We start from the raw sequence: 22,227 nt of genomic DNA on the forward strand, positions 1-22,227 counted from the left end.
ATGCTACACTATCTGTAGCATGTCGCAAGAGGGTGGCGATGGCAAAACAGGCGGCATCACGAAGCGTCCGCGGCTCGCGCACCGGCCGGCCGGTCATGGCGCTGCTGGACCTGCTCGGACGGCGCTGGAGCCTGCGAATATTGTGGGAGTTGCGCGGCGAGCCCCTCACCTCCCGCGCCCTGCGCACCGCCTGCGACGACGCCTCGCCGACAGTGCTGCAAGCGCGCCTGACGGAGTTGCGCGAGGCGGGGTTCGTGGAGCTTGGCGAAGGCGGAGGTTATGGGCTGACGCCGCTCGGGCGGGAATTGTGCGAGACGTTCATGCCGCTGCACCGGTTTGCGGAGAGGTGGAAGGACTCTTCCCCTTCTCCCCGCTTGCGGGGAGAGGGTCGGGGTGAGGGGGAGCCTCCGCGCAAACGGTGAGAGACGGACTCGCGGAGAGTCCGCTCACCCGGATTGAATCTGCGATGCAATCCCGCCTCTCCCCGCAAGCGGGGAGAGGCGAAGAATCCTCACGCCGCGGCCACTGTCAGGTTCGCACCGTCCACCTGCACCACCTTCACCCGCGTCCCCGCCGGCGTATCCGGACCTGCGACGCGCCACACCGTGTCACCGATGCGCACGGTGCCGCTGCCGTCGATAATCGGCTTCTCCAGCGTGAACTCGCGGCCGAGCAGTGCCTCGGTACGCTTGTTGAGGAACGGACTGGCGCTTGCATCCGGCTTCGGCCGCGCAAGGCGGCGCCATATCGGCACGGCGGCTGCGGCGAACACCGCGAACATCACGAGCTGGATCTGCCACGATAGGACGACGGTGAACGAAATCAGGCCGACGAGCAGCGCGGCGAGCCCGAGCCAGAACAGGAATATGCCCGGCGCCAGCACCTCCAGCGCCATCAGGATGAAGGCGAAGATCAGCCAGTTCCAGGTGCCGAGCGATACGAACATGTCGGTCATGATACGACCTTCCATCATGGTGCATGCCCCTGCCTGAAGGGACATGCGCCGGGGACTATCCCTGCCGCGGCGGCACCGTCGGCGGCGTGCTGCCGGTCGTCGGCACCGAGCCACCACGGCGGGCGGCGGCAGCGGCGGACGCCGCGCTTTCGCCGAACGTTGCTTTCGCGATCTCGCCGATGCCGGCGAGCGAGCCCAGCATGGAGGTTGCTTCCATCGGCAGCATGATGATCTTCTGGTTCGGCGCGTCCGCGAACTGGCCGAACGCCTTGATATATTTGTCGGCGATGAAGTAGTTCAACGCGGCGACGTCCCCCTTGGAAATCGCATCGCTGACCATCTGCGTCGCCTTGGCCTCGGCCTCGGCGGACCGCTCGCGCGCTTCGGCATCGCGGAACGCAGCTTCCTTGCGGCCTTCGGCCTGGAGGATCTGCCCCTGCTTGGCGCCCTCGGCGCGCAGGATTTCCGACTGGCGCTGGCCTTCGGCGGCGAGAATGTCGGCGCGCTTGACGCGCTCGGCCTTCATCTGCCGGCCCATGGCCTCGACGAGGTCGGCGGGCGGCACGATGTCCTTGATCTCGATGCGGTTGACCTTCAGGCCCCACGGCGAGACCGCGGCATCGACGACACGGAGCAGGCGCTCGTTGATCTCGTCGCGATGCGACAGCACCTGGTCGAGATCCATCGCACCCATCACCGAGCGGATGTTGGTCATGGTCAGGACCGTGATCGCCTGGGTCAGGTTGGAGACCTCGTAGCTCGCCTTGGCGGCGTCGAATACCTGGTAGAAGGCAACGCCGTCGACCGTCACGGTGGCGTTGTCCTTGGTGATGACCTCCTGCTCGGGGATGTCGATCACCTGCTCCATCATGTTGATCTTGCGCCCGACGCGATCGAAATAGGGCACGATCAGATTGAGCCCGGGGCTCAGCGTCTGGGTGTATTTGCCGAACCGCTCGATGGTCCAGTCATAGCCCTGCGGCACCGTCTTGACGCCGGCGACCAGCGTGACGATGACGAGCAAAACCAGAACAATCGCGAAAATGTCGAAACCGCTCATATTTCCTCCAAGGCAGAAAAGCCCTTTCCCGCGCTGTCATTGGTCGGGAGCGCAACCCTACCGGTTCAGCGGTCGCAATTCACGTCGGTATCGATCCAATTCTGCACAAGACATCCAAACGGGGAAGGATCAAGATATGTATTTGTAGCGGGCCCTTGAAAGCGTGCAGCGGAAACCCAGCGGCAAAAATTAACGAATCCGAAGGCGCGCATTGGACGACTTCATTCGATCACGTCATTCGCTAGGGCAATGAGGCCCGGGTGAAGTGTGACGCCACACTCCCTGGCGGCCTTGAGGTTGACCGCGAGCTCGAATTTGGTGGGGTTCTGCACTGGCAGGTCGGCTGGCCGCGCGCCCTTCAGAATGCGGTCGATATAGTCCGCGGCGCGGCGGAGCTGCTCGGCGCTGTCGGTGCTGTAGGACATCAGCCCGCCCTCCTCGACGAAGGTGCGGCTCCAGAACACCGCGGGCACGCGCGCCTGCGCGATCGCCGCCAGAAGACCGCCGCGGTTGGCCATGGTGAAGAAGTCCGGCAACACCAGCAACCCACCGTCTTTCCGCAAGCCCAGCGCCGCGATCGAGGCCGCGTCATGCACCGGCGCGGGCTCGACCGCCACCTGAAGGGTCCGTGCCGCGTCCTCGATCGTCCGCAGCATCAGCGGCGCGAACGGCGCGGTGGCGGGATTGTAGACGACGACAACGCGGGACACCTTTGGCGTGACCTGCGTCAGCATCTCCAGCCATTTGCCGGCCAGCGGGCCGTCGTAATCGGTGAAGCCGGTGACGTTGCCGCCGGGATGCGCGAGGTTTTCGACAAAGCCCTGGCTGACGGGATCGGTGACGACGGCGAACACGATCGGGATCGTCGTGGTGCGCTGGCGCAGCTCCTCGACCGAGGGCGTGCCGACCGCGAGCAGGACGTCGGGCCTGAGCGCGATCAGCTCGTCGGCAAGCTGCGCGATGCGGGCGCGGTCGCCGCCACCGCTGCGCCAGTCGATCTTGAGGTTGTCGCGCTCTTTCAGGCCATGTCCGGCGAGCGCCTTGACCAGGACCATGCTGCGGGTCTGGCCGATCGCATCATCGGCAGCCGTGACCGAGAGCACGCCAAGCCGACGTGCCGCGTTCGGCTGTTGCGCCAGGACCGGGACCGGCAGCGCCGCGATCATCCCAAGAAACGCCAGACACTCACGGCGGTTCATGGGACGCCCATCAGATCCAGCCCTGAAGCTCGCGCAGCACCAGGGTGCGGATCACGTCCATGCCCGGGTCACTGTCGTTGAGGCAGGGGATCGCGGAAAACTGCTCGCCGCCATTGTGCTTGAAAATCTCGGCGTTCTCCTGCGCGATCTCCTCCAGCGTCTCCAGGCAGTCCGCGGAAAAGCCCGGCGTCACCACCGCGAGGCGGCGCACGCCTTCCTTCGCGAGCCGCTCCATGGTCTTGTCGGTGTAGGGCTGGAGCCACTCGGCATTGCCGAAGCGCGACTGGAAGGTCAGCAGCAGCTTCGTCTCGTCCATGCCGAGCCGGCGACGCAGCGCCTCGGTGGTGGCGATGCAGTGCTGCTGATAGGGATCGCCCTTGTCGACATAGGATTTCGGCATGCCATGGAACGACGCCACGATCAGCTCCGGCTTGAAGGACAGCGTTGCCAGATGCGTCTCGATCGAGACGGCAAGCGCCTCGATATAGGCCGCGTCCTCGTAATAAGGCGGCGTTACCCGCAGCGTCGGCTGGTTGCGCAAACGGGCGAGCACGCGGAACACTTCGTCGCAGACGGTCGCCGAGGTCGAGGCGGAATATTGCGGATAGAGCGGGACCGCCAGGATGCGCTCGCAGCCTTTCGCGATCAGTGCGTCGATGCCCGACTTGATCGAGGGATTGCCGTAGCGCATCGCCCAGTCCACCACGACGTGGGTCCGGTCCGACAGGGCGGCGGCCAGCTTGTCGCTCTGCGACCGCGTGATGGTCTTCAGCGGCGACTCGTTCTGCTCGGTGTTCCAGATCTTCTGGTAGTCGAGCGCCTTGGTACGGGGGCGGCTGCGCAGAATGATCCCGTTCAACACGAACTTCCAGACCAGGCCCTGATCCTCGATGACGCGGGCGTCCGAGAGGAACTCCTTCAGATACACCCGCACGCCCGGCGCATCGGCCGTGTCGGGCGTTCCGAGATTGATCAGGAGCACGCCAGCGCGCGGCAGGGCGGATTGGGCGGCCGGTCTCGCGGCCTCGATGGGGACGACACTGGTCATGGCCCTGTGGGTCGCGCGTTGGTCCGAACTTGTCAAGATGAGGCCGGTTTCGCTAGGGTCGCACCCAGGCGGGGGAGGCAAAGATGACACTCGCGGAATGGTGCGTCTTTGGAGCGCTGCTGCTCTATCTGTCGACGATCGGCTCGATCAAATGGATCAGGTTTCGCCGCTTCGACAATTCCCGGCCACGCGACCCCGCCTTCTACGAGGACGCGCTCTCGCAACGCGCGCTCGGCGCGCACCAGAACGGCATCGAGACCTTCCCGTTTTTCGCCTTCGCGGTGCTCCTCGCCGAATTCAGGGATTCGCCGCAGCGGCTGATCGACGAGCTCGCGGCCCTCTTCCTCATCGTCCGCCTCGCTTATGTGCTGACCTATCTCGGCAACCGCCCGACGCTGCGCTCGATCCTCTGGAGCATCGGCTTTGCGATCAATCTCGGGATCTTCTTCATGCCGGCGCTGAAGCGGTTTCTGCCGGTGTGAGGCGCCGTGTCCCGGACGCGGTGCAGCGCTCTTGCGCTGCTCCGCAGATCCGGGATCCAGAAAGCTACGTCCTAATGCGCGGAGAGATGGGCCCCGGCTCTGCAGCGCACCGTCAAAGGGACGCTGCGCTGCGTCCGGGGCACGAGAACTCGGCCTAGAAACACGTCGTCCGCTCGGCCGCGATGTAGCCGAACAAGAGGCCAGCGCCGAACAGCAGCACGACGCCGGCGGCGGCGAATTCGATGCCGCGCATGAACAGCGCGCCGCCGCCGTCGCGCCCGGCACTGAGGCGGGCGGCGATGTCCTTGGCGGAGACGGCGACGACCGCGATGGCCGCAACCGTGATCGCGGTGCCCAATCCCATCAGGAAGGTCGCGGCGATGCCGGCCCAGAACAGGCCCTGGGCGAGCGCGAACACCAGCACCAGGATCGCGCCCGAGCAGGGGCGGATGCCGACGGTCAGGATCGCCGCAAAGCCGCGCCGCCAGCCACCGGGGCCGGCGAGCTCGCTCGGCGTGGGGCCGTGGGAATGGCCGCAATGTTCGTCATGAACGTGGTCATGCCCGTGGTGGGCCGGAGCGTGCGCATGACCATGATCGTGGTGATGGTGATCATGTCCGTGATCGTGATGATCGTGGGCATCATGATGATGGTGATGACCGTGATCATGATCGTGCGGCACGCCGGCGATCGCCGGCAGCGGCTGGGCCGCCTGCAGCGCCCGGATGAAAATGCGGCCCTTGACCCAGACGAGACGCAGCCCGAACAACGCGATCAGGGCGTAACTCGCGATCTCGATCGCCCCTTCCGCCTTGCACATGGTCTTGGCGGTCGCGTTCAGCACCCAGGCCGAGATGCCGACGATGAGGATCGCGACCAGCGACTGCATCAGCGCCGAGGCGAACGACAGCGCGATGCCGCGCCGCGCGGTCTCGTGGTTGGCGACGAGATAGGAGGCGATCACTGCCTTGCCATGGCCGGGGCCGGCGGCGTGGAAGATGCCGTAGGCAAACGAGATGAAGAGCAGTGTCCACACCGCCGAGCCGTCGGACTTGGCGGCGCGGATGGTCGCCGACATCTGCCGATAGAATTCCGACTGTTTGGCCAATAGCCAGCCGATGAGGCCGCCGGTCTCGGGCTGGGCCGCCTGCGCCGGCCGCGGCGCGCCAAAGGGGTTTTGCGCGAAGACATCGTGAAGCGCGGCATCGGCCACACCCACGACGAGGACAACGGCGGCGCAGACAAGAAGCCCGCGGGCAATCGGCGACTGAAGACGACCGATCAAGGACAATCCACCGTGATCTTGTTGGCGAACATCATGCCGAAATTCGAGTTCTCGCCGTTCATGAAGGTCTGCTCGTTGAGCTTCTGCGCGCTCGCGGTGCCGTCGCTCGGGCGTTCCAGCTTCATCTGGCAGCCGGCGGGCGCGCCGACCAGTTTCACCGGGCTTTCCTTGGCCATCTGGAAGTCGATGAAGAAGGAGCGGTCGAACACTTCGAGCACCAGCTGCTTGGACTTGACCGGGTTCTTCAGCGGCAGCGTGAAGTGCAGGGTCAGCACCGTATCCTTGTAGTCGAGGAAATAGTCGACCGGCTCCTGGAATCGCTCATTCTTGCCGTCGGCTCGCGCAAAGGTGAAGTAAGCGTATTCCTTCAGCGACTCGACGTTGGTCTGCGCCAGCGGCCCGAGCTCCTCGCGCGTATAGGCGCCCTTGGTCTTGCTCTCGAGCCCCTGCACCGCATAGGCCGAGAACATGTCGTCGAAGGTCCAGGCGTGGCGAACGCCGGTGATCGAGCCGTCGGCGGCGTAGAGCAATTCGCTGGTCGCGGTGATCCAGACATGCGGATGCGCACGCGCCGTGCCCGCCGCGAGCGACAGGCCGGTGGCGAGCAGCAATCCCAACAGGGCGCGCATGCCCATCAGGCGGCCTTCGCGTCGTCGAGCAGACCGCGCCGGCGCAGCAGAGCGTCGGGTTCCGGAGGACGGCCGCGGAACGCCTCATAGGCGGCTTCCGGATCCACCGATCCGCCCGAGGCGTAGATGTCGTCGTGCAGGCGCTTGGCGACGGCGGGATCGAAGATATCGCCGGCCTCCTCGAACGCGCCGAAGGCGTCGGCGTCCATCACCTCCGACCACATATAGCTGTAATAGCCGGCGGCATAATGATCGCCGGTGAAGATGTGACCGAACTGGGTCGGACGGTGGCGCAGCGCGATCTCCTCGGGCATGCCGATCTTCTCCAGCTCGCGTCTCTCGAAGGCGCGCACGTCGCTGGCCGCTTCGGCCGGCTGGGTGTGGAATTCGAGGTCGACCAGCGCGGAGGAGACGAACTCGACCGTGGCAAAGCCCTGGTTGAATTTTCGCGCGGCAAGGAACCGTTGCAGCAACTCGTCGGGCAGCGGCTCGCCGGTCTGGTAGTGACGGGCGAACTTCTGCAGCACCTCTGGCCGCTCCTGCCAGTGCTCGTAAAGCTGCGACGGAAGCTCGACGAAATCGGTGAACACGGAAGTGCCCGACAGCGACGGATAGGTCACGTTGGAGAGCATGCCGTGCAGGCCGTGGCCGAACTCGTGGAACAGGGTGCGGGCATCGTCGGGCGACAGCAGCGAAGGCTCGCCGCCGGCGCCCTTGGCAAAATTGCAGATATTGAGAACCAGCGGCGCAACATCGCCGTCGAGCTTCTGCTGGTCGCGCAGCGAGGTCATCCAGGCGCCGGAGCGCTTCGACGGCCGGGCGAAGTAGTCGCCATAGAACAGCGCCTTGTGCTTGCCATCGGGGCCCTTGACCTCCCAGACCCGGACGTCGGGGTGCCAGACCGGAACGTCCTTGCGCTCCTCGAAGGTGATGCCGAACAGGCGCGTGGCGCAGTCGAAGGCGGCGGCGACCATGTGGTCGAGCGAAAGATACGGCTTGATCGCGGCGTCGTCGAAATTGGCGCGCTGAAGGCGCAGCTTCTCGGCGTAGAAGCGCCAGTCCCAGGGGGCGAGCTTGAAATTGCCGCCCTCTTCCGTGATCAGCGCCTGCATGTCGTCGCGGTCGGCAAGCGCCCGGGCGCGGGCTGGCTTCCAGACCCGCTCCAAGAGGCTGCGCACCGCGTCAGGCGTCTTGGCCATGGAGTCCTCCAGCCGGTAAGCGGCGAAGGTCGGATAGCCCAGCAGCTTGGCGCTCTCTTCGCGCAGCTTGAGGACCTCGACGATGGTTCCGTTGTTGTCGTTGGCATTGCCGTTGTCGCCCCGTGCGGTGAAAGCCTTGTAGACCTTCTCGCGCAGATCACGCCGGGCGGAGCTTTTCAGGAACTGTTCGACCGAGGATCGCGACAGCGTGACGATGGCCTTGCCTTCCATGCCGCGCTCTTCTGCCGCAGCCTTGGCGCTGGCGACGAAGCTCTCCGGCAGGCCCTGGCGGTCGGCCTCCCCGAGCTCCATGACCCAGTCCTGCTCGTCGCCGAGCAGATGATGGCTGAAGCTGGTGCCGAGTTGGGCGAGCCGCTCGTTGATCTCAGCCATCCGCGTCTTGGCCTCCTCGGAGAGGCCGGCGCCGGCGCGGTGGAAGCGGGTGTAGGTCCGCTCCAAGAGGCGAAGCTGCTCCGGAGCCAGATCCAGATTGGCACGGTTCTCGTGGAGCTGGGCGATGCGGCCGAACAGCACGGCGTTCATCATGATCGGATTCCAGTGCCGCGCCATCCGCAGAGAGACCTCCTTGTCGATCTCCAGGATGGCCGGGTTGGAATGCGCCGAAACGAGGTCGTAGAATACGGCCGCCACCTTGCTCAGCAGCTTGCCCGAGCGCTCCAGCGCGGTGATGGTGTTGGCGAAGTCGGGCGCGGCCGGATCGTTGGTGATCGCCGCGATCTCGGCCGAGTGGTCGGCGAAGGCCTGTTCGAAGGCCGGCAGGAAATGCTCCGGCTTGATCTCGTCGAAGGGCGGGGTTGCAAACGGCGTCACCCAGGCCTTCAGCAGCGGGTTGGTCTCGGAGTCCGTAATTTGGCGGGGTTCTGACATCACAAGTCCCGATTTCGTGGCTCAATTGTTGCGGCCAGCTATAGCACGCGATGGGGCTTTTTTGGGCCATTTGCCCTTGCTCCCGGCCGCCTTTTCGGGGAGATTGCGGCCCTCGACAGACCACGGATCCCTGAGCTCATGAACGCGCCTTCCTCGTCTTCCCGTCAGATCGCTTGGCCAAGCGTCATCACCGTCATCAGCGCCGCCATCCTGATCGGCGCGGAGGTGTTCGGCGCGGCCTTCGCCGGTGGCTGGGCACTCGCGATCCTGTTCGGGCTCGGCGACCAGGGCACGCACATCCTGCAGGCCGTGCTGTTCGCGCTCGGTGTGCTCGTGATGACCGCGTTCATCCGCGCGGCCCAGCGTGTCGAGCCCTTCACGAAGCGCCGCTGACGCTTCGCGTGCGCGAGAGACGCGCGCACGAGGCTTCAAGACTTAACGCCCGTTCATCTTCCGCGGCGCTCGCGCAACACCGCGCAAGCAGATGTTAGGCAATTCTGTTCTCAGCCTAAAAAAATTCTTGCGAAGCAGAGTCAAAACGCTTATGTGCGCTCTTGCCCAATTTCGCACGTGCCTGTGGTCGTGTGTCAGTCGGTAGGTATCCGGACAAGAGGCCGGACAGCCGCCAAGGGGTGAAGAAGCCGAGGGGCTCTTCGGAAGTGCGGAAGTCAGAAGACTGAAGGTCGCAAGGCCTGAAGGTCGGACGAGGAAGCAAACCCGGAGCGTCCAGCATCTCTCTCAAAGAGATGCCTTGTCGAAGGTGACTTCGCTCTTTGCAACCGTGACTGGCAGCCGGAGGCGAACCGGCGCACCCCGCTCTCAACGGGGGACGCGACTTAAAGCAACGACGGATCGGGCTTTTTTGGTCTCTACCGGCAGTCCAACGCCGGCGCGGGCTACTGAAAAGGCTTGTCCTTCATTGCCAGGTGTGCGGGCGGGAAATTCCCAACCAATCCACGGCAGCACAGTCTGATTTGAGTCTTTGGCTCGTCACGCCTCCATCGCGTGATCTGGCCGGGGCGCTTATCCGACGACATTTTTTGAACGGATCCCCGTCGCTGGGCCGTTTGGGAGAGTGCTATGACCGAACGTATTCAGGAATTCCTGCGCAACCGCCGCAAGGATGGCCTCGACACCGAGCCGTGCCTCGTCGTCGACCTCGAGGTCGTGCGCGACAATTACCAGACGTTTGCCAAGGCGCTGCCCGACAGCCGCGTGTTCTACGCCGTCAAGGCGAACCCGGCGCCGGAAGTGCTCGCGCTGCTGGCGTCCATGGGCTCCTGCTTCGACACCGCCACGGTCGCCGAGATCGAGATGGCGCTGGCCGCGGGTGCAACCCCGGACCGCATCTCCTTCGGCAACACGATCAAGAAGGAGCGCGACATCGCGCGCGCCTTCGCGCTCGGCATCCGGCTTTTCGCCGTGGATTGCGCCGCCGAAGTCGAGAAGGTCGCCCGTGCCGCTCCCGGCGCGAAGGTGTTCTGCCGCATCCTCTATGACTGCGCCGGCGCCGAATGGCCGCTGTCGCGCAAGTTCGGCTGCGACCCGGAAATGGCCGTCGAGGTGCTCGACGTTGCCAAGCGCCTGGGCCTGGAGCCGTGCGGCATCTCGTTCCATGTCGGCTCGCAGCAGCGCAAGGTGAAGGCGTGGGACCGTGCGCTGGCGATGGCCTCGCAGGTGTTCCGCGACTGCGCCGAGCGCGGCATCAACCTGTCCATGGTCAACATGGGCGGCGGCTTTCCGACCAAGTATCTGAAGGACGTGCCGCCGGTCGTGACCTACGGCCGCTCGATCTTCCGCGCGCTGCGCAAGCACTTCGGCAACCAGATTCCGGAGACCATCATCGAGCCGGGCCGCGGCATGGTGGGCAACGCCGGCATCATCGAATCCGAGGTCGTGCTCATCTCGAAGAAGAGCGACGAGGACGAGGTGCGCTGGGTGTACCTGGACATCGGCAAGTTCGGCGGTCTCGCCGAGACGATGGACGAGTCGATCCGCTACGCCATCCGCACCGCCCATGACGGCGCGGACATGACGCCGTGCGTGCTCGCGGGTCCCACCTGCGACAGCGCCGACGTGCTGTACGAGAAGAACCCGTATCCGCTCCCCGTCACGCTCGAGATCGGCGACAAGGTGCTGATCGAAGGCACCGGGGCCTATACGTCGACCTACTCGTCGGTGGCGTTCAACGGCATCCCGCCGCTGAGGACGTACCACATCTGATCCGCCTCTTTCTCTGAGGCCTGACGAACCCGGGAGCCGGCTTGCCGGCTCCTCCCTGACATTTCGATCTGACGACGTCTTGGACAGGCGTGCTGCGCGCACGCCGGTTCAAGCGGGGACTGACGCGCCATGACCGCTTTTCGGAAGCCACAGATCGCCCTCACCTCGAAAGCCGCTCCGTTCGTGATCCGCGCGGAGCGTGCTGCCGACGTCGCGGTGCGTGAAGCGCTGCTCGATGCCTGCTTTGGCGAAAACCGCCACGGCCGCACCTGCCAGCGCCTGCGCGACGGACGCGCGCCTGCCGCAGGCCTTGCCCTGTCGGCGGTGCGCGAGGGACAGCTCGTGGGAACCGTGCGGCTGTGGCACGTCAGCGCCGGAGGCAGGCCCGCTTTGGTCCTTGGACCGCTGGCGGTAGACCCTGCCTGCCGCGAGCTCGGGATCGGCGCCGCGCTGATGCATCAAGCGCTGGCCGCCGCCCGGGCGCGCGGGCATGAAGCCGTCATCCTGCTCGGCGACGCCCCCTATTACGCCCGCTTCGGCTTCTCGGGCGAGAAGACCGGCGCGCTGGCGCTGCCCGGCCCGTTCGAACGCGACCGGCTGCTCGCGATCGAATTCCAGGCGGGTGCGCTCGATGGCGCCGAGGGGATGATCGTTCCGACCGGCGCGCCCCTGTCCAAATGGAGGGTCCTTCGCGCCCTCCATGCGCACGCGGCCTGAGGGATTGCCATGATGGTGACGACCGAAGCCGCATAAAGCGGCAACGCTCGGCTGCGCCGTCCTGACGCCTGTTCTTTCGGGGTTGCGCAGGCCCGAGAAACGCCCTTTAACCCCGCGAAACACGCCTTTCAGCCGAGGTCCGAAACATGTCCCGTCGCCTCATCTCCACCGGCTCTCCGCTCGAGAAGACCGTCGGCTACAGCCGCGCCGTGATCGACGGTGAGTTCGCCTTCGTCGCGGGAACCACCGGCTATGACTACACCACGATGACGATGCCGGCCGATGTCACGAGCCAGTCACGCAACTGCTTCAAGACCATCGAAGCTGCCCTGAAAGAGGGCGGATTCGCGATGGCCGATATTGTCCGTGCGACCTATTACGTCACCGACGCCAGCCACATCGATGCCCACTTCGCCGTCTGCGGCGAGGTTCTCGGTGACATCAGGCCGGCGGCGACGTTGCTGGTCGTCAGCGCCCTCGCCAAGCCCGAGATGAAGGTCGAGATCGAAGTCACCGCCAAGCGCCGCAGCATCTGACAAGCGCCGCAGCGCCTGATCCACCCCTCACCATTTGTTTGCCAGCACGTTCCGGAGAAACCATCCCATGAGCCCCGCCTCGCAGATCTACGCGAAGATCATCGGTCCCATCGTCATGGTCGGCTTCGGCTCCATCGGCAAAGGCACGCTGCCGCTGATCGAGCGGCATCTCGACTACGACAAGTCGCGCGTCACCGTGATCGATCCCAAGGACGAGGGCCGCAGGGCGCATTGCGAGAAGCAGAATGTGCGCTTCATCCAGAAGGCCGTGACAAAAGACAATTATCGGGAATTGCTGACCCCGCTGCTCACCGAAGGCGGCGGCCAGGGCTTTTGCGTCAATCTCTCGGTCGATACCGGCTCCACCGACATCATGGAGCTCTGCAACGAGCTCGGCGCGCTCTACATCGACACCGTCAACGAGCCCTGGCTCGGCTTCTATTTCGATTCCTCGAAGGGCCCGGAAGCGCGCTCCAACTACGCCCTGCGCGAAGCCACGCTGGCCGCCAAGCGCGCGCGCCCGGCGGGATCGACGACGGCTGTCTCCTGCTGCGGCGCCAATCCCGGCATGGTCTCCTTTTTCGTCAAGCAGGCGCTGCTCAACGTCGCCGCCGATCTCAAGCTCAATGCCCCCAAGCCCAAGACCAAGGCCGAATGGGCAGATTTGATGCGGCAGGCCGGCATCAAGGGCATCCACATCGCCGAGCGCGACACCCAGCGCTCCAAGAAGCCGAAAGAGGCCGACGTCTTCGTCAACACCTGGTCGGTGGAAGGTTTCCTGTCGGAGGGCGTGCAGCCGTCCGAGCTCGGCTGGGGCACCCATGAAAAATGGATGCCCGAGAACGCGCGGACCCACGAAGCCGGCTGCGGCGCAGCGATCTATCTGATGCAGCCCGGCGCCAACACGCGCGTTCGCACCTGGTGCCCGACCCGCGGCGCGCAATATGGCTTCCTCGTCACCCACAACGAGTCGATCTCGATCGCCGATTACTTCACGGTGCGTGACGCCTCGGGCACGGCGGTCTATCGGCCGACCTGCCACTATGCCTATCATCCGGCCGACGATGCCGTGCTGTCGCTGCATGAAATGTTCGGCCGCGCCGCGAAGATGCAGGAGAAGCACCACATCCTCGACGAGAACGAGATCGTGGACGGCATCGACGAGCTCGGCGTGCTGCTGTTCGGCCACGACAACAATGCCTATTGGTACGGCTCGCAGCTCTCGATCGAGGAGACCCGCAAGCTCGCGCCCTACCAGAACGCCACTGGCCTGCAGGTGACCTCCGCAGTGCTCGGCGGCATGGTGTGGGCGCTGGAAAACCCGAACGAAGGCATCGTCGAAGCCGACGAGATGGATTTCGATCGCCTGCTGGAAATCCAGCTCCCCTATCTCGGCCCGGTCAAGGGTTTCTACACCGACTGGACGCCGCTGACGGATCGCCCGGGACTGTTCCCGGAAGACATCGACACCAGCGATCCCTGGCAGTTCCGGAATATTCTGGTGCGGTGAAACGGCGCCTCTCTCCGCCCGTCATTCCGGGGCGGCGCGTAGCGTCGTGCCCGGAATCCATCGGGCGGCAGGGATCAATGGATTCCGGGTTCGCGCTATGCGCGCCCCGGAATGACGAAGAGACCTACTTCTTCTCGATCGGCGGCGCGATCTTCTCCGCCGGTGCCGGCGGCAGGGCCGGCTTGGTCGCCGCGCCTTGTGTCTGCGGCTCGGGGCGTGCAGGCTCGGGGGCCGGCGTAGTCGGCCGGTCGCCGCCGGGCTTGGCTTCCGCGGGCACCTTGCTCTGCTCGTCGGAAGGCGTGCCCTGAAGCGGCGGTGTCGCCTGCGCCAGCTGCATCCGGCTCTCGGCGCGGATCTGCGCGATCGATATGCCTGATATCACGACACCTGCTGCGAACAGCGAACAGGCGATCACCAAGTCGAGTTTCAGTCTGCGCTTGTCATTGACCGTCATGTCGATCACCGCCTTTGTCCGCGGGATCAACGAAATTGCCCGACCAGGGTTCCGTTCCCGGCAAGGCGGAACTGCGCGCCTGCGCGCCAAAACGCCGCGCTTACTCCGTCGTGCTGACTTCCCAGGTCGCGTGGCGCACGCCCGGCAGGTGCTGGAGATCGGTCGCAACGGTGTTCAACTCGTTCGGATCGACCGCGCTCGCGACCAGCTTCGCCACAATCTCGAGCATGTCCTCGCCGATCTCGACGACCTCGATACCCGCCACCGGATATTTCGCGGCTTCGAGCTTGTCGACGAGCCGGTCGCGCATCTCGGGCAGGGCGTCGGCCGCAACCGCGAGCTTGAAATAGTAGGTCGCCTCGGAGGCCTTCTCGTTCAGCGGGATGCGGTTGATGGCATTGACCAGCGGGCGCAGCATGGTGTTGCCGGCGATGACGAACACAGTCAGCGCGGCCGCCTGCGCGATCATGTCGGCGCCGGCGCAGGAGCCGACCGCGGCCGAGGCCCACAGCGTCGCCGCGGTGTTGAGCCCGCGGACGTCCATGCCCTGCTTCATGATGACGCCGGCGCCCAAGAAGCCGATGCCGGAGACGACGTAGGAGATCACGCGCACCGCGCCGTCGGCGCCGGTCAGATGCATGGCAAGATCGACGAACGCGGCGGCGCCGACCGCGACCAGCACGTTGGTGCGCAGGCCCGCGGTGCGCTGGCGATATTGCCGCTCGGCGCCGATCAGCGTGCCCAGCACGAAGGCCGTGAACAGGCTGACCAGCGTGTCGGCAAAATCAGCAATCTGGAAGGTCGTTAGAAATCGCATCTATTCGCGCCGCCATTGAGGATGCGGTAGGGTGGGCAAAGGCGCGCTCTTCGCGCGACCTGCCCACCACTATTGTTTCGCGGAGAGATCGTGGGCACGGCGCAAGGGCGCCTTTGCCCACCCTACGGCCGGAACCATGACGGATTAAAGCTCCAGCAGACCGCCGTCCCCATTTTCATCGGCGAAGGCGAGCAGCGTGCCCTTGGCGTTCCAGGCGATCGCGGCCACCGGCGGGGTGCCATTGCGGCGGACCAGGATCTCCGCGCCATCCTCCAGCCGCACCATCAGCACGGTGCCGTCGCTGTAGCCGGCGGCGAGGATATCGTTCTTCGGATGGCAGGCGACCACGGAGACCCGCGCCTGCAGCGGCGCGAGCATTGCGGGCTCCTTGCCCATCGGGCCGTCCTTGCTGGCGAACGGCCACAGGATGATGGTGTCGGCACCCGAGGTCGCCAGCGCCTTGCCGCCCGCGCTCCAGGACATCGAGCGGACGCGGCCGGGATAGCCGGTCATGCGCATATGCCTGTTGTCGGCAAGCCGCCAGCCATGCAGCGCCGCCTCGTGCATCGTGGTGACCAGGAACTTGTTGTCCGGGCTGAAGGTGACGCCGAGATGCGAGCCGGCCCAGGGCAGGAATTCGGCCGATCCCGCCATGTTCGGAAACCACAGCGTCGCGCCGTTGTAATGGGCAATCGCGAGCCGCAGGCCCTTCGGCGCGAACGCAAGCCCGCCGACGGTCGAGGGCACCTCGAGCGACTTCTCCTCAGTCTTGCCGCTCTTGACGAACGCCGTCTTGCCGGCAGACCAGGCGTAGGAGCCGTCCGCATGCAGCGCCACCGCATCGATCCAGCGTCGCTTGGGATCGGTGGCGAGCAGCGTCACCTCGCCCTTGGCGTCGAGCGAGACGACCTTGCCGTCGTCGCCGCCCATGACGAGGCGCTTGCCGTCGGAGGCGGTGGAGAGAATGCCGCCGCCATGCACGGCGACCGTCGTGATTTCGCCTTGGGCGTCCACGAACGCGACGTTCTCTTCGCCGCCGACGAAGGCGGCGCGGGGGCCAAGGAAATGCACCGAGGTCACGCCCATGCCGAGCGTAACAGGCTTGACGCGATCGGTGACGGAGACGATCGAGGCGGAATCGGGGGCCGGCGTAAACTCTTTCATCACGAGACGATGCAGCTCTCAAAACCCTTGCGGATGGCCTCTTCCGGCAATTCGCGGCCGATGAAGACGAGGCGGCTCTCGCGCGGCTCGCCCTCCTTCCACTTCCGCTGATGGTCGCCCTCCAGCATCATGTGGACGCCCTGGAAGACGTAGCGGTCGTCGTCGTCGTGGAAGGCGAGGATGCCCTTGGAGCGCAGGATCTTGCCGCCCTCGACCTGCACCAAATTCTGGAGCCAGGGCATGAACACGTTCGGATCGAGCGGCTTGTCGGTCTTGAGCGACAGCGACTGCATGTCCTCGTCGTGATAATGCTTCAGGCCGTGACCGTGATCATGGTGGTGATGATCGTGGCCGTGATGGTGGTGATCATGGTCGTGGTCATGATCGTCGGCCTCCAGGAAATCCGGCTCGATATCGAGGATGCGGTCGAGATCGAAGGCGCCGCGGTCGAGCACGTCGGCCAGGGCCACCGAGCAGCGCTCGGTGCGGTGGAGTTTCGCATAGGGATTGATGCCGCGGATGCGGGCTTCGACCTCGGCAAGCTCGCCCTTGCTGACGAGATCGGTCTTGTTCAGCACGATGACGTCGGCAAAGGCGATCTGGTTCTTGGCCTCGGGCGCGTCCTTGAGCCGGTCGGACAGCCACTTGGCGTCGGCCACCGTGACGACGGCATCGAGGCGGGCGTTCTTCTGCACGTCCTCGTCGACGAAGAAAGTCTGCGCGACCGGCGCCGGATCGGCAAGGCCGGTGGTCTCGACGATGATGGCGTCGAACTTGCCCTTGCGCTTCATCAGGCCGTCCATGATGCGCACGAGGTCGCCGCGCACGGTGCAGCAGATGCAGCCATTGTTCATCTCGAACACTTCCTCATCGGCGCCGATGATGAGGTCGTTGTCGATGCCGATCTCGCCGAATTCGTTGACGATGACGGCGTATTTCTTGCCGTGGTTCTCGGACAGGATGCGGTTCAAGAGCGTGGTCTTGCCGGCACCGAGATAGCCGGTCAGGACGGTCACGGGGATTTTCTGGGAGGTCGCTTCAGACATAACAACTCCGGACATAGGGCTTTTTCGCGCGACGCGAGGCGGGGTGGCCCCTGCCCTAGTGGTCAAGCGCACTGGTCAGGGCCTTTATATTGTGCCTGACCATATCAATGTAAGTGGGTGCAGGCCCCTTTTCGCCGGTCAAACCGTCCGAAATCAGGGTCCCGCCGACTTTTGAGCCGGTCTCCGCCGCGATCCGCCGGATCAACCGGTCATCGCTGATATTTTCCAGGAACACGGCCGGTATTTTTTGGGCCTTGATCTGGCCGATGATGGCCGCGATGTCCCGGGCGCTCGGCTCGGTTTCGGTGGAGACCCCCAGGGGGGCGATGAACTGGATACCGTATTCGGCGGAAAAATAGCCGAAGGCGTCATGGGTGGAGATCACCTTGCGCCGCTCCGGCGGGATTTTCGCCACGGCCTCGCGGACCTCGCGGTCGAGCGTTTCGAGCTTTTCCAGATAGGCTTTTGCCTGGGCCCGGAAGAAGTCCGCATCATCCGGGGCGGCCGCGGCCAGCGCATTGGCGATGTCGGTTGCGTAGGCTTTGGCGTTGGGGACGGACTGCCAGGCATGGGGGTCTGCGGCCGAGCCGAGCTTCAGCGGCGTGATGCCGGCGCTCGCGGTGACGACCACTGCCTTGCTACCTGCAGACTGCACGAGCCGCGGCAGCCAGCCCTCCAGCCCGAGCCCATTGACGATGACGAGCCTTGCCTCCGCGACCCGCTTGGCATCGCTTGGCGCGGGCGTATAGACGTGGACGTCGCTATCGGGGCCGACCAGCGTCGTCACGTTGACCCGATCTCCCCCGACGTTACGGACGAAGTCGCCGAGGATCGAGAAGCTCGCGACGACGTTGAGCCGTTCCGCGGCGTGCAGCGGCGAGGCAGCCAGCAACAGCAGACAAAGCAGGATGAGTCGCATCGCCGTCACGCTTCCAGATGCCGGCCGGGAAACAGTTGCCGGACGATGCCGCCGACGCGGCCGAACAGCACGGAGACGATATAGAGCACCGTCGCCACGAGAATGACCGCAGGGCCCGACGGCACGCGGGTCTGGAACGACAGCACGAGGCCGGCATAGCCGGAAGCCGCAGCGGCGACCACGGCGATGCAGATCATGACGGTGAGATCGCGTGACCAGAACCGCGCGATGCCAGCCGGCAGGATCATCAGGCCGACCGCCAGCAGCGTACCAAGGGCCTGAAAGCCGTTGACGAGGTTGATCACGACCAGCGCAAGGAAGGCGAGATGCGCGGGACCGCCGGCGCGACTGACTGTCCGCAAGAACAAGGGATCGACGCTCTCGATCACCAGCGGCCGGTAGATCACCGCGAGCACGAGCAGCGTCACCGTGGCGTTGAAGGCGACCACCAGCAGGGTCTGGTCGTCCATCGCGAGGATGTTGCCGAATAAGACATGGAGCAGGTCGATATTGGTGCCTTTGATCGAGACGATGGTGACGCCGAGCGCCAGCGAGGCCAGGTAGAAGGTCGCAAGCGAGGCGTCCTCTTTCAGCCCGGTCGAGCGCGCGACGACGCCGGCGAGGATGGCCACGGCGAAGCCGGCGATGAGTCCGCCCGCCGTCATCGCGAACAAATTGAGGCCGGAGAGGAGGAAGCCGACCGCCGCGCCGGGAAGAATCGCATGCGCCATCGCATCGCCGACGAGGCTCATCCGCCGCAGCATCAGGAAGACGCCGATCGGCGCGCCGGCCAGCGACAATGCGATCACGGCGGCCAGCGCCCGCCGCATGAACTCGAATTCGGTGAAGGGACCGATCAGCGCGTCATAGAGCATCGGTGATCACGCCGCCCGCGAGTTGATGTCATCGGCCGCGCAGGCCGCGGCGGTGTCGTCAAAGGCCTCACACATCCGCATCGCCACCAGCAGGTTTTCCGGCGTCAGCACCTCCGCCGTCGGTCCCCACGCCACGGGGCCGCGCGCCAGCACCAGCGTCTCGCTGAAATGGTTGCGCACCATCTCCATGTCGTGCAGCGCGGCGAGCACGGTGCGGCCCTCGCCGTGCCAGTGCTTGACCAGCGCGAGCAGGTCGGCGGTGGTCTTGCTGTCGATGGCGTTGAAGGGCTCGTCAAGCACGATGAGCGAAGCGTCCTGCAGCAGCACGCGCGCAAACAGCACTCGCTGCATCTGGCCGCCCGAGAGCGTGCCGATCGGACGGTTCTCGAAACCGTTGAGGCCGACGGAGGCGATCGCGCGCAAGATCTTTCCGCGCGCGGCCTTGCCGATGCCACCGAACAGGCCGGCGTTGCGCCACAGCCCGGTGCCGACGAAGTCGAACACCGAGATCGGGAAGCTGCGGTCGATCTCCGCGCTCTGCGGCAGATAGGCGATATCGCGAGAGTCGAGCCCGCCGAGATGGATGCTGCCGTCGAGCGGCCGGAGGATGCCGACGATGCCACGCAGCAGGGTCGACTTGCCCGCGCCATTCGGGCCGATCACGGCGACCAGCGCGCCCCGCGCGACCTCGCCGTTGAGATGGTGCACCGCGGGATGCCGGTCATAGCCGAGCGTCACGTTGTGAAAGCGCAGCGCCGCCATCATCACCTCATCGCCAGGAAGACCACGCCCCAGAGCACGGCACAGACGGCGAGCGCGGCCCCGAGGCGCGCGGCCATGGTCATGCGCAGGATCGACCAGGGCGCGGCCTGGGCCGGATGCGGCGAGGCCGCGTCGTGGACATGGGCGTGGGTGTGGTCGTGCCCGTGCGAATGGCCATGAGCAGGCGAATGGTCATGGGAATGACCGTGAGCATGATCGTGATGATGGGCGTGGGACGCGGCGGGAACCATGCAGAGACGTTATATTATAACATTACCCCTGTCCACGACCCGGGTGTCAGGGCTTGCCGATCACCATCGCAATGGCAGCTGCCACGAATGGAAATGGCACCGACACGGCACAGCGGAACCAGACGAAGCGGGCGGGCATGAAGGGAATTTCCCACAAGATCACCCGCTGGAAGGCAAACAGGGCCCAGGCGACGACATAGGCCACCACCTGCGGCACACCGCCGCCCGACTTCAGCGCCACCGTGCCGATGGAGAAGCCGATCACGGGGCCGCCGGGGGTGGCGGCGCCGGCGACCACGGCGGTCGCAACTCCGAGCCAGCCGCTGTCCGGGCCGAGCCAGCCGGTGATCACCTCCTGCGGGATGATGGCGGCGATGTAGCCGGAGCCGATCACCCCGAGCGCGATCCGCGGCACGATGTTGATGAAGTCCATCGAGCCTTCGCGCAGCGAGGCCTTGAACACCGGAGGGCCGCGGCGAAACGCGATCAGGCCGACGCCGAACACCGAGCCCCACAACAGGATGTCGATGAAAAGCGCGGCGCTCATGCCGGGTCCTCGTCGCTTTCGCGCTTCGGATAGAGCCGGACATAGACGAAGCGGCCGAGGGCCCCTGCGAGCACCGGCAGCGGCAGCGAGATCAGAATCCGCCACAGCGTGAAGTCGGTGCCCATGATCGGGATTTCCCAGGCCACTGCCCGGCCATAGCCGATCAGGGTCCAGCTCACGACCATGGCGATGGTTGCGCCGAAATCGGCGCCGACCGCGAGCAGCGCACTCGCCACGGGATAGGCGGTGAAGGGACCGCCGGGCAGGATCGCGCCGAAGGCTGTGCCGATCAGAAGGCCCGTCAGGCCGGATTTCGGCCCGAGCGAGCGCGAGACCTTTTCATGCGGCAGGATCTCCGAGATGAAGGCCCCGAGCAGGCAGCCGGCGAGCACGCGCGGCAGGATGCCTGAGAACAGCGAGAGATCGTGGGTGAGAATATCGAGAACGCCGTCGGTGCCATCACGCCGCCAGACCAGCGCCGCGCTCACCGCGACCAGCGCGGCGATGATGATCGTCGACCAGCCGATCGGCTTGCGCACTCGCCCCGGCCGCGGCTCGGACTCGACGTCCTCGGCAGGCGCCGGGTCTTTCGGGGAAGGTTCTGACAACGGGCTCGGTTGGCTCGAGGGTGATGCCCGTCCTGATTAAGGGCGGCCTCCACACGATGCAAACAGTAGGATGACAGACCCGTGCGCGCGCCACGCAGGGCAATTCCGCACAGCAAAAAGGAGGCCGCGCGAGCGACCGCCCCTTGTTGTCATTCCGGGGCGGCGAAGCCGAACCCGGAATCTCGAGATCCCGGGTTCTATACTGTGCATCGCCCCGGGATGACGGAGTAAAACTCAGGCCTTCTCGAACAGGGACTCGACGTATTCCCAGTTCACGAGGTTCTCGACGAACGCCTTGAGATAATCGGGGCGGCGATTGCGGTAGTCGATGTAGTAGGAGTGCTCCCAGACGTCGCAGCCGAGGATCGGGGTGGCGCCATGCACCAGCGGATTCTCGCCGTTCGGGGTCTTGGAGATCTCGAGCTTGCCGTTCTTGACCTGGAGCCAGCACCAGCCGGAGCCGAACTGGCCGACGCCGGCCGCCTGGAAATCGGTCTTGAACTTCTCGAAGCCGCCGAGGTCCTCGTTGATCTTCTTCTCGATCTTGCCCGGCAGCTTGGTGCCGCCGCCATTGGGCTTCATCCAGCTCCAGAAGTGGATGTGGTTGTAGTGCTGGCCGGCATTGTTGAACACCGCGGGGTTCTTGCCGAACGAGCCCTTGACGATCTCTTCAAGGGACTTGCCTTCCCATTCGGTCCCCTTGAGCGCGTTGTTGCCGTTGGTGACGTAGGCCTGATGATGCTTGTCGTGGTGGAATTCCAGCGTCTCCTTCGACATGAACTGGCCAAGGGCGTCATAGGCGTAAGGGAGTGGGGGCAGCGTAAAGGTCATGGGATGTTGTCCGCGACTGATGGGGAACTGGCTTAACGGGGACTCTTATAGAAGGTTCCACCGCCGTTAAATACCGCCAATTTGCGAAAAGGCGCGATGCCACGGCTTGGCCGGATTGCACAACTTCGCCGCACCGAGGGACATCCAATCCGGGCCGGCCGCCCGCCGCAAAATATCATTGCCTTTGAACCGGTTATGACAGAACGAATGGACCGCGCAGCG

Annotated in this window: 25 protein-coding genes; 7 read left to right on the forward strand and 18 right to left on the reverse strand. The window is 65.2% G+C overall.

The features are described from left to right. The first annotated feature begins 38 nt into the window (after positions 1–38). Positions 39–422, forward strand: a complete 384-nt coding sequence (locus GDN70_RS34100) for a helix-turn-helix domain-containing protein (protein ID WP_095425179.1) — start codon at positions 39–41, stop codon at positions 420–422. 89 nt (positions 423–511) lie between these two features. On the opposite strand, the gene GDN70_RS34105 is transcribed toward GDN70_RS34100, so the two are convergent. The 4 genes from GDN70_RS34105 to hemH form a co-directional block, all read right to left on the reverse strand. Further along, positions 512–955 carry an NfeD family protein gene (locus tag GDN70_RS34105; protein ID WP_152103771.1) on the reverse strand — a complete coding sequence of 148 codons (444 nt, stop codon included), beginning with the start codon at positions 953–955 and terminating at the stop codon, positions 512–514. A 55-nt stretch (positions 956–1,010) separates the two neighbouring features. Continuing rightward, positions 1,011–2,015 (reverse strand): SPFH domain-containing protein, encoded by a 1,005-nt coding sequence (locus tag GDN70_RS34110; protein WP_095425178.1) that lies wholly within the window; start codon positions 2,013–2,015, stop codon positions 1,011–1,013. A 221-nt stretch (positions 2,016–2,236) separates the two neighbouring features. After that, positions 2,237–3,214, reverse strand: a complete 978-nt coding sequence (locus tag GDN70_RS34115; protein ID WP_028139998.1) for an ABC transporter substrate-binding protein — start codon at positions 3,212–3,214, stop codon at positions 2,237–2,239. Between the two features lie 10 nt (positions 3,215–3,224). After that, complete coding sequence (hemH, locus tag GDN70_RS34120; protein WP_038973462.1) at positions 3,225–4,262, reverse strand: ferrochelatase; 1,038 nt, start codon at positions 4,260–4,262, stop codon at positions 3,225–3,227. An 83-nt stretch (positions 4,263–4,345) separates the two neighbouring features. Between hemH and GDN70_RS34125 the strand changes: the two genes are divergently transcribed. Then, positions 4,346–4,744, forward strand: coding sequence for an MAPEG family protein (locus GDN70_RS34125; protein ID WP_018316180.1), 399 nt, complete (start codon positions 4,346–4,348; stop codon positions 4,742–4,744). A gap of 154 nt (positions 4,745–4,898) precedes the next feature. Here the strand turns inward: GDN70_RS34125 and GDN70_RS34130 are convergent, their stop codons facing one another. From GDN70_RS34130 to GDN70_RS34140, 3 genes are read right to left on the reverse strand one after another with little or no spacing between them, the layout of a single operon-like run. Further along, positions 4,899–6,035, reverse strand: a complete 1,137-nt coding sequence (locus GDN70_RS34130; protein WP_085967885.1) for a nickel/cobalt transporter — start codon at positions 6,033–6,035, stop codon at positions 4,899–4,901. After that, positions 6,026–6,664, reverse strand: coding sequence for a DUF1007 family protein (locus GDN70_RS34135; RefSeq protein ID WP_152103622.1), 639 nt, complete (start codon positions 6,662–6,664; stop codon positions 6,026–6,028). The genes GDN70_RS34130 and GDN70_RS34135 overlap by 10 nt, the downstream gene beginning before the upstream one ends. After that, positions 6,664–8,745 (reverse strand): M3 family metallopeptidase, encoded by a 2,082-nt coding sequence (locus GDN70_RS34140; RefSeq protein WP_152103623.1) that lies wholly within the window; start codon positions 8,743–8,745, stop codon positions 6,664–6,666. Before GDN70_RS34140 ends, GDN70_RS34135 begins: the two co-directional genes overlap by 1 nt. Positions 8,746–8,883: 138 nt before the next feature. Here GDN70_RS34140 and GDN70_RS34145 point away from each other — a divergent pair, with 138 nt between their 5' ends. From GDN70_RS34145 to GDN70_RS34170, 5 genes are all read left to right on the forward strand, one after another. Beyond that, a complete protein-coding gene (locus GDN70_RS34145; protein ID WP_018316184.1) occupies positions 8,884–9,138 on the forward strand; it encodes a hypothetical protein in 255 nt (84 codons plus the stop codon). 687 nt (positions 9,139–9,825) lie between these two features. After that, complete coding sequence (locus tag GDN70_RS34155; protein ID WP_028139993.1) at positions 9,826–10,968, forward strand: type III PLP-dependent enzyme; 1,143 nt, start codon at positions 9,826–9,828, stop codon at positions 10,966–10,968. 129 nt (positions 10,969–11,097) lie between these two features. Next, the gene (locus GDN70_RS34160; protein ID WP_038973459.1) at positions 11,098–11,685 is read left to right on the forward strand and encodes a GNAT family N-acetyltransferase; all 588 of its coding nucleotides are present in this window, start codon (positions 11,098–11,100) and stop codon (positions 11,683–11,685) included. Positions 11,686–11,831: 146 nt separating this feature from the next. Beyond that, on the forward strand, positions 11,832–12,221 hold the full coding sequence (locus GDN70_RS34165) for a RidA family protein (RefSeq protein WP_152103624.1): 390 nt from the start codon (positions 11,832–11,834) through the stop codon (positions 12,219–12,221). 67 nt (positions 12,222–12,288) lie between these two features. Then, complete coding sequence (locus tag GDN70_RS34170; protein WP_152103625.1) at positions 12,289–13,731, forward strand: homospermidine synthase; 1,443 nt, start codon at positions 12,289–12,291, stop codon at positions 13,729–13,731. 124 nt (positions 13,732–13,855) lie between these two features. On the opposite strand, the gene GDN70_RS35350 is transcribed toward GDN70_RS34170, so the two are convergent. From GDN70_RS35350 to GDN70_RS34225, 11 genes are all read right to left on the reverse strand, one after another. After that, entirely contained in the window at positions 13,856–14,185 is a 330-nt protein-coding gene (locus GDN70_RS35350; protein WP_028139989.1) for a hypothetical protein, read from the reverse strand. Between the two features lie 100 nt (positions 14,186–14,285). Continuing rightward, entirely contained in the window at positions 14,286–15,002 is a 717-nt protein-coding gene (locus tag GDN70_RS34180) for an MgtC/SapB family protein (RefSeq protein WP_028139988.1), read from the reverse strand. A 144-nt stretch (positions 15,003–15,146) separates the two neighbouring features. Continuing rightward, positions 15,147–16,166 (reverse strand): WD40 repeat domain-containing protein, encoded by a 1,020-nt coding sequence (locus tag GDN70_RS34185; RefSeq protein WP_038950609.1) that lies wholly within the window; start codon positions 16,164–16,166, stop codon positions 15,147–15,149. Continuing rightward, positions 16,166–17,212, reverse strand: coding sequence for a GTP-binding protein (locus GDN70_RS34190; RefSeq protein ID WP_018316192.1), 1,047 nt, complete (start codon positions 17,210–17,212; stop codon positions 16,166–16,168). The genes GDN70_RS34185 and GDN70_RS34190 overlap by 1 nt, the downstream gene beginning before the upstream one ends. Before the next feature lie 55 nt (positions 17,213–17,267). Then, positions 17,268–18,131 (reverse strand): metal ABC transporter solute-binding protein, Zn/Mn family, encoded by an 864-nt coding sequence (locus GDN70_RS34195; protein WP_173015924.1) that lies wholly within the window; start codon positions 18,129–18,131, stop codon positions 17,268–17,270. A gap of 5 nt (positions 18,132–18,136) precedes the next feature. Beyond that, on the reverse strand, positions 18,137–19,006 hold the full coding sequence (locus GDN70_RS34200) for a metal ABC transporter permease (RefSeq protein WP_028139985.1): 870 nt from the start codon (positions 19,004–19,006) through the stop codon (positions 18,137–18,139). 6 nt (positions 19,007–19,012) lie between these two features. Then, entirely contained in the window at positions 19,013–19,768 is a 756-nt protein-coding gene (locus GDN70_RS34205) for a metal ABC transporter ATP-binding protein (RefSeq protein WP_173015974.1), read from the reverse strand. A gap of 2 nt (positions 19,769–19,770) precedes the next feature. After that, a complete protein-coding gene (locus GDN70_RS34210; protein WP_028139983.1) occupies positions 19,771–20,019 on the reverse strand; it encodes a hypothetical protein in 249 nt (82 codons plus the stop codon). Positions 20,020–20,065: 46 nt separating this feature from the next. Continuing rightward, complete coding sequence (locus tag GDN70_RS34215) at positions 20,066–20,566, reverse strand: hypothetical protein (protein ID WP_018316197.1); 501 nt, start codon at positions 20,564–20,566, stop codon at positions 20,066–20,068. Next, positions 20,563–21,174: a permease gene (locus tag GDN70_RS34220; RefSeq protein ID WP_028139982.1), complete on the reverse strand. Its 612-nt coding sequence runs from the start codon at positions 21,172–21,174 to the stop codon at positions 20,563–20,565. The genes GDN70_RS34215 and GDN70_RS34220 overlap by 4 nt, the downstream gene beginning before the upstream one ends. Before the next feature lie 234 nt (positions 21,175–21,408). Further along, positions 21,409–22,005 (reverse strand): superoxide dismutase, encoded by a 597-nt coding sequence (locus tag GDN70_RS34225; protein WP_028139981.1) that lies wholly within the window; start codon positions 22,003–22,005, stop codon positions 21,409–21,411. Positions 22,006–22,227: the final 222 nt, after the last annotated feature.

This window comes from Bradyrhizobium sp. TM102 (assembly GCF_009176685.1).
Taxonomy (GTDB): domain Bacteria; phylum Pseudomonadota; class Alphaproteobacteria; order Rhizobiales; family Xanthobacteraceae; genus Bradyrhizobium; species Bradyrhizobium ottawaense.

Excerpts from the sequence above, each read along its gene's own strand:
- GDN70_RS34110 (WP_095425178.1), bottom strand. The coding sequence starts at position 2,015 with ATGAGCGGTTTCGACATTTTCGCGATTGTTCTGGTTTTGCTCGTCATC.
- GDN70_RS34190 (WP_018316192.1), bottom strand. The coding sequence starts at position 17,212 with ATGTCTGAAGCGACCTCCCAGAAAATCCCCGTGACCGTCCTGACCGGC.
- GDN70_RS34215 (WP_018316197.1), bottom strand. The coding sequence starts at position 20,566 with ATGAGCGCCGCGCTTTTCATCGACATCCTGTTGTGGGGCTCGGTGTTC.
- GDN70_RS34165 (WP_152103624.1), top strand. The coding sequence starts at position 11,832 with ATGTCCCGTCGCCTCATCTCCACCGGCTCTCCGCTCGAGAAGACCGTC.
- GDN70_RS34125 (WP_018316180.1), top strand. The coding sequence starts at position 4,346 with ATGACACTCGCGGAATGGTGCGTCTTTGGAGCGCTGCTGCTCTATCTG.
- GDN70_RS34200 (WP_028139985.1), bottom strand. The coding sequence starts at position 19,006 with ATGCTCTATGACGCGCTGATCGGTCCCTTCACCGAATTCGAGTTCATG.
- GDN70_RS34160 (WP_038973459.1), top strand. The coding sequence starts at position 11,098 with ATGACCGCTTTTCGGAAGCCACAGATCGCCCTCACCTCGAAAGCCGCT.
- GDN70_RS34185 (WP_038950609.1), bottom strand. The coding sequence starts at position 16,166 with ATGAAAGAGTTTACGCCGGCCCCCGATTCCGCCTCGATCGTCTCCGTC.
- GDN70_RS34140 (WP_152103623.1), bottom strand. The coding sequence starts at position 8,745 with ATGTCAGAACCCCGCCAAATTACGGACTCCGAGACCAACCCGCTGCTG.
- GDN70_RS34155 (WP_028139993.1), top strand. The coding sequence starts at position 9,826 with ATGACCGAACGTATTCAGGAATTCCTGCGCAACCGCCGCAAGGATGGC.
- GDN70_RS35350 (WP_028139989.1), bottom strand. The coding sequence starts at position 14,185 with ATGACGGTCAATGACAAGCGCAGACTGAAACTCGACTTGGTGATCGCC.
- GDN70_RS34225 (WP_028139981.1), bottom strand. The coding sequence starts at position 22,005 with ATGACCTTTACGCTGCCCCCACTCCCTTACGCCTATGACGCCCTTGGC.
- GDN70_RS34210 (WP_028139983.1), bottom strand. The coding sequence starts at position 20,019 with ATGGTTCCCGCCGCGTCCCACGCCCATCATCACGATCATGCTCACGGT.
- GDN70_RS34205 (WP_173015974.1), bottom strand. The coding sequence starts at position 19,768 with ATGGCGGCGCTGCGCTTTCACAACGTGACGCTCGGCTATGACCGGCAT.
- hemH (WP_038973462.1), bottom strand. The coding sequence starts at position 4,262 with ATGACCAGTGTCGTCCCCATCGAGGCCGCGAGACCGGCCGCCCAATCC.
- GDN70_RS34170 (WP_152103625.1), top strand. The coding sequence starts at position 12,289 with ATGAGCCCCGCCTCGCAGATCTACGCGAAGATCATCGGTCCCATCGTC.
- GDN70_RS34115 (WP_028139998.1), bottom strand. The coding sequence starts at position 3,214 with ATGAACCGCCGTGAGTGTCTGGCGTTTCTTGGGATGATCGCGGCGCTG.
- GDN70_RS34145 (WP_018316184.1), top strand. The coding sequence starts at position 8,884 with ATGAACGCGCCTTCCTCGTCTTCCCGTCAGATCGCTTGGCCAAGCGTC.
- GDN70_RS34195 (WP_173015924.1), bottom strand. The coding sequence starts at position 18,131 with ATGCGACTCATCCTGCTTTGTCTGCTGTTGCTGGCTGCCTCGCCGCTG.
- GDN70_RS34135 (WP_152103622.1), bottom strand. The coding sequence starts at position 6,664 with ATGGGCATGCGCGCCCTGTTGGGATTGCTGCTCGCCACCGGCCTGTCG.
- GDN70_RS34180 (WP_028139988.1), bottom strand. The coding sequence starts at position 15,002 with ATGCGATTTCTAACGACCTTCCAGATTGCTGATTTTGCCGACACGCTG.
- GDN70_RS34100 (WP_095425179.1), top strand. The coding sequence starts at position 39 with ATGGCAAAACAGGCGGCATCACGAAGCGTCCGCGGCTCGCGCACCGGC.
- GDN70_RS34105 (WP_152103771.1), bottom strand. The coding sequence starts at position 955 with ATGACCGACATGTTCGTATCGCTCGGCACCTGGAACTGGCTGATCTTC.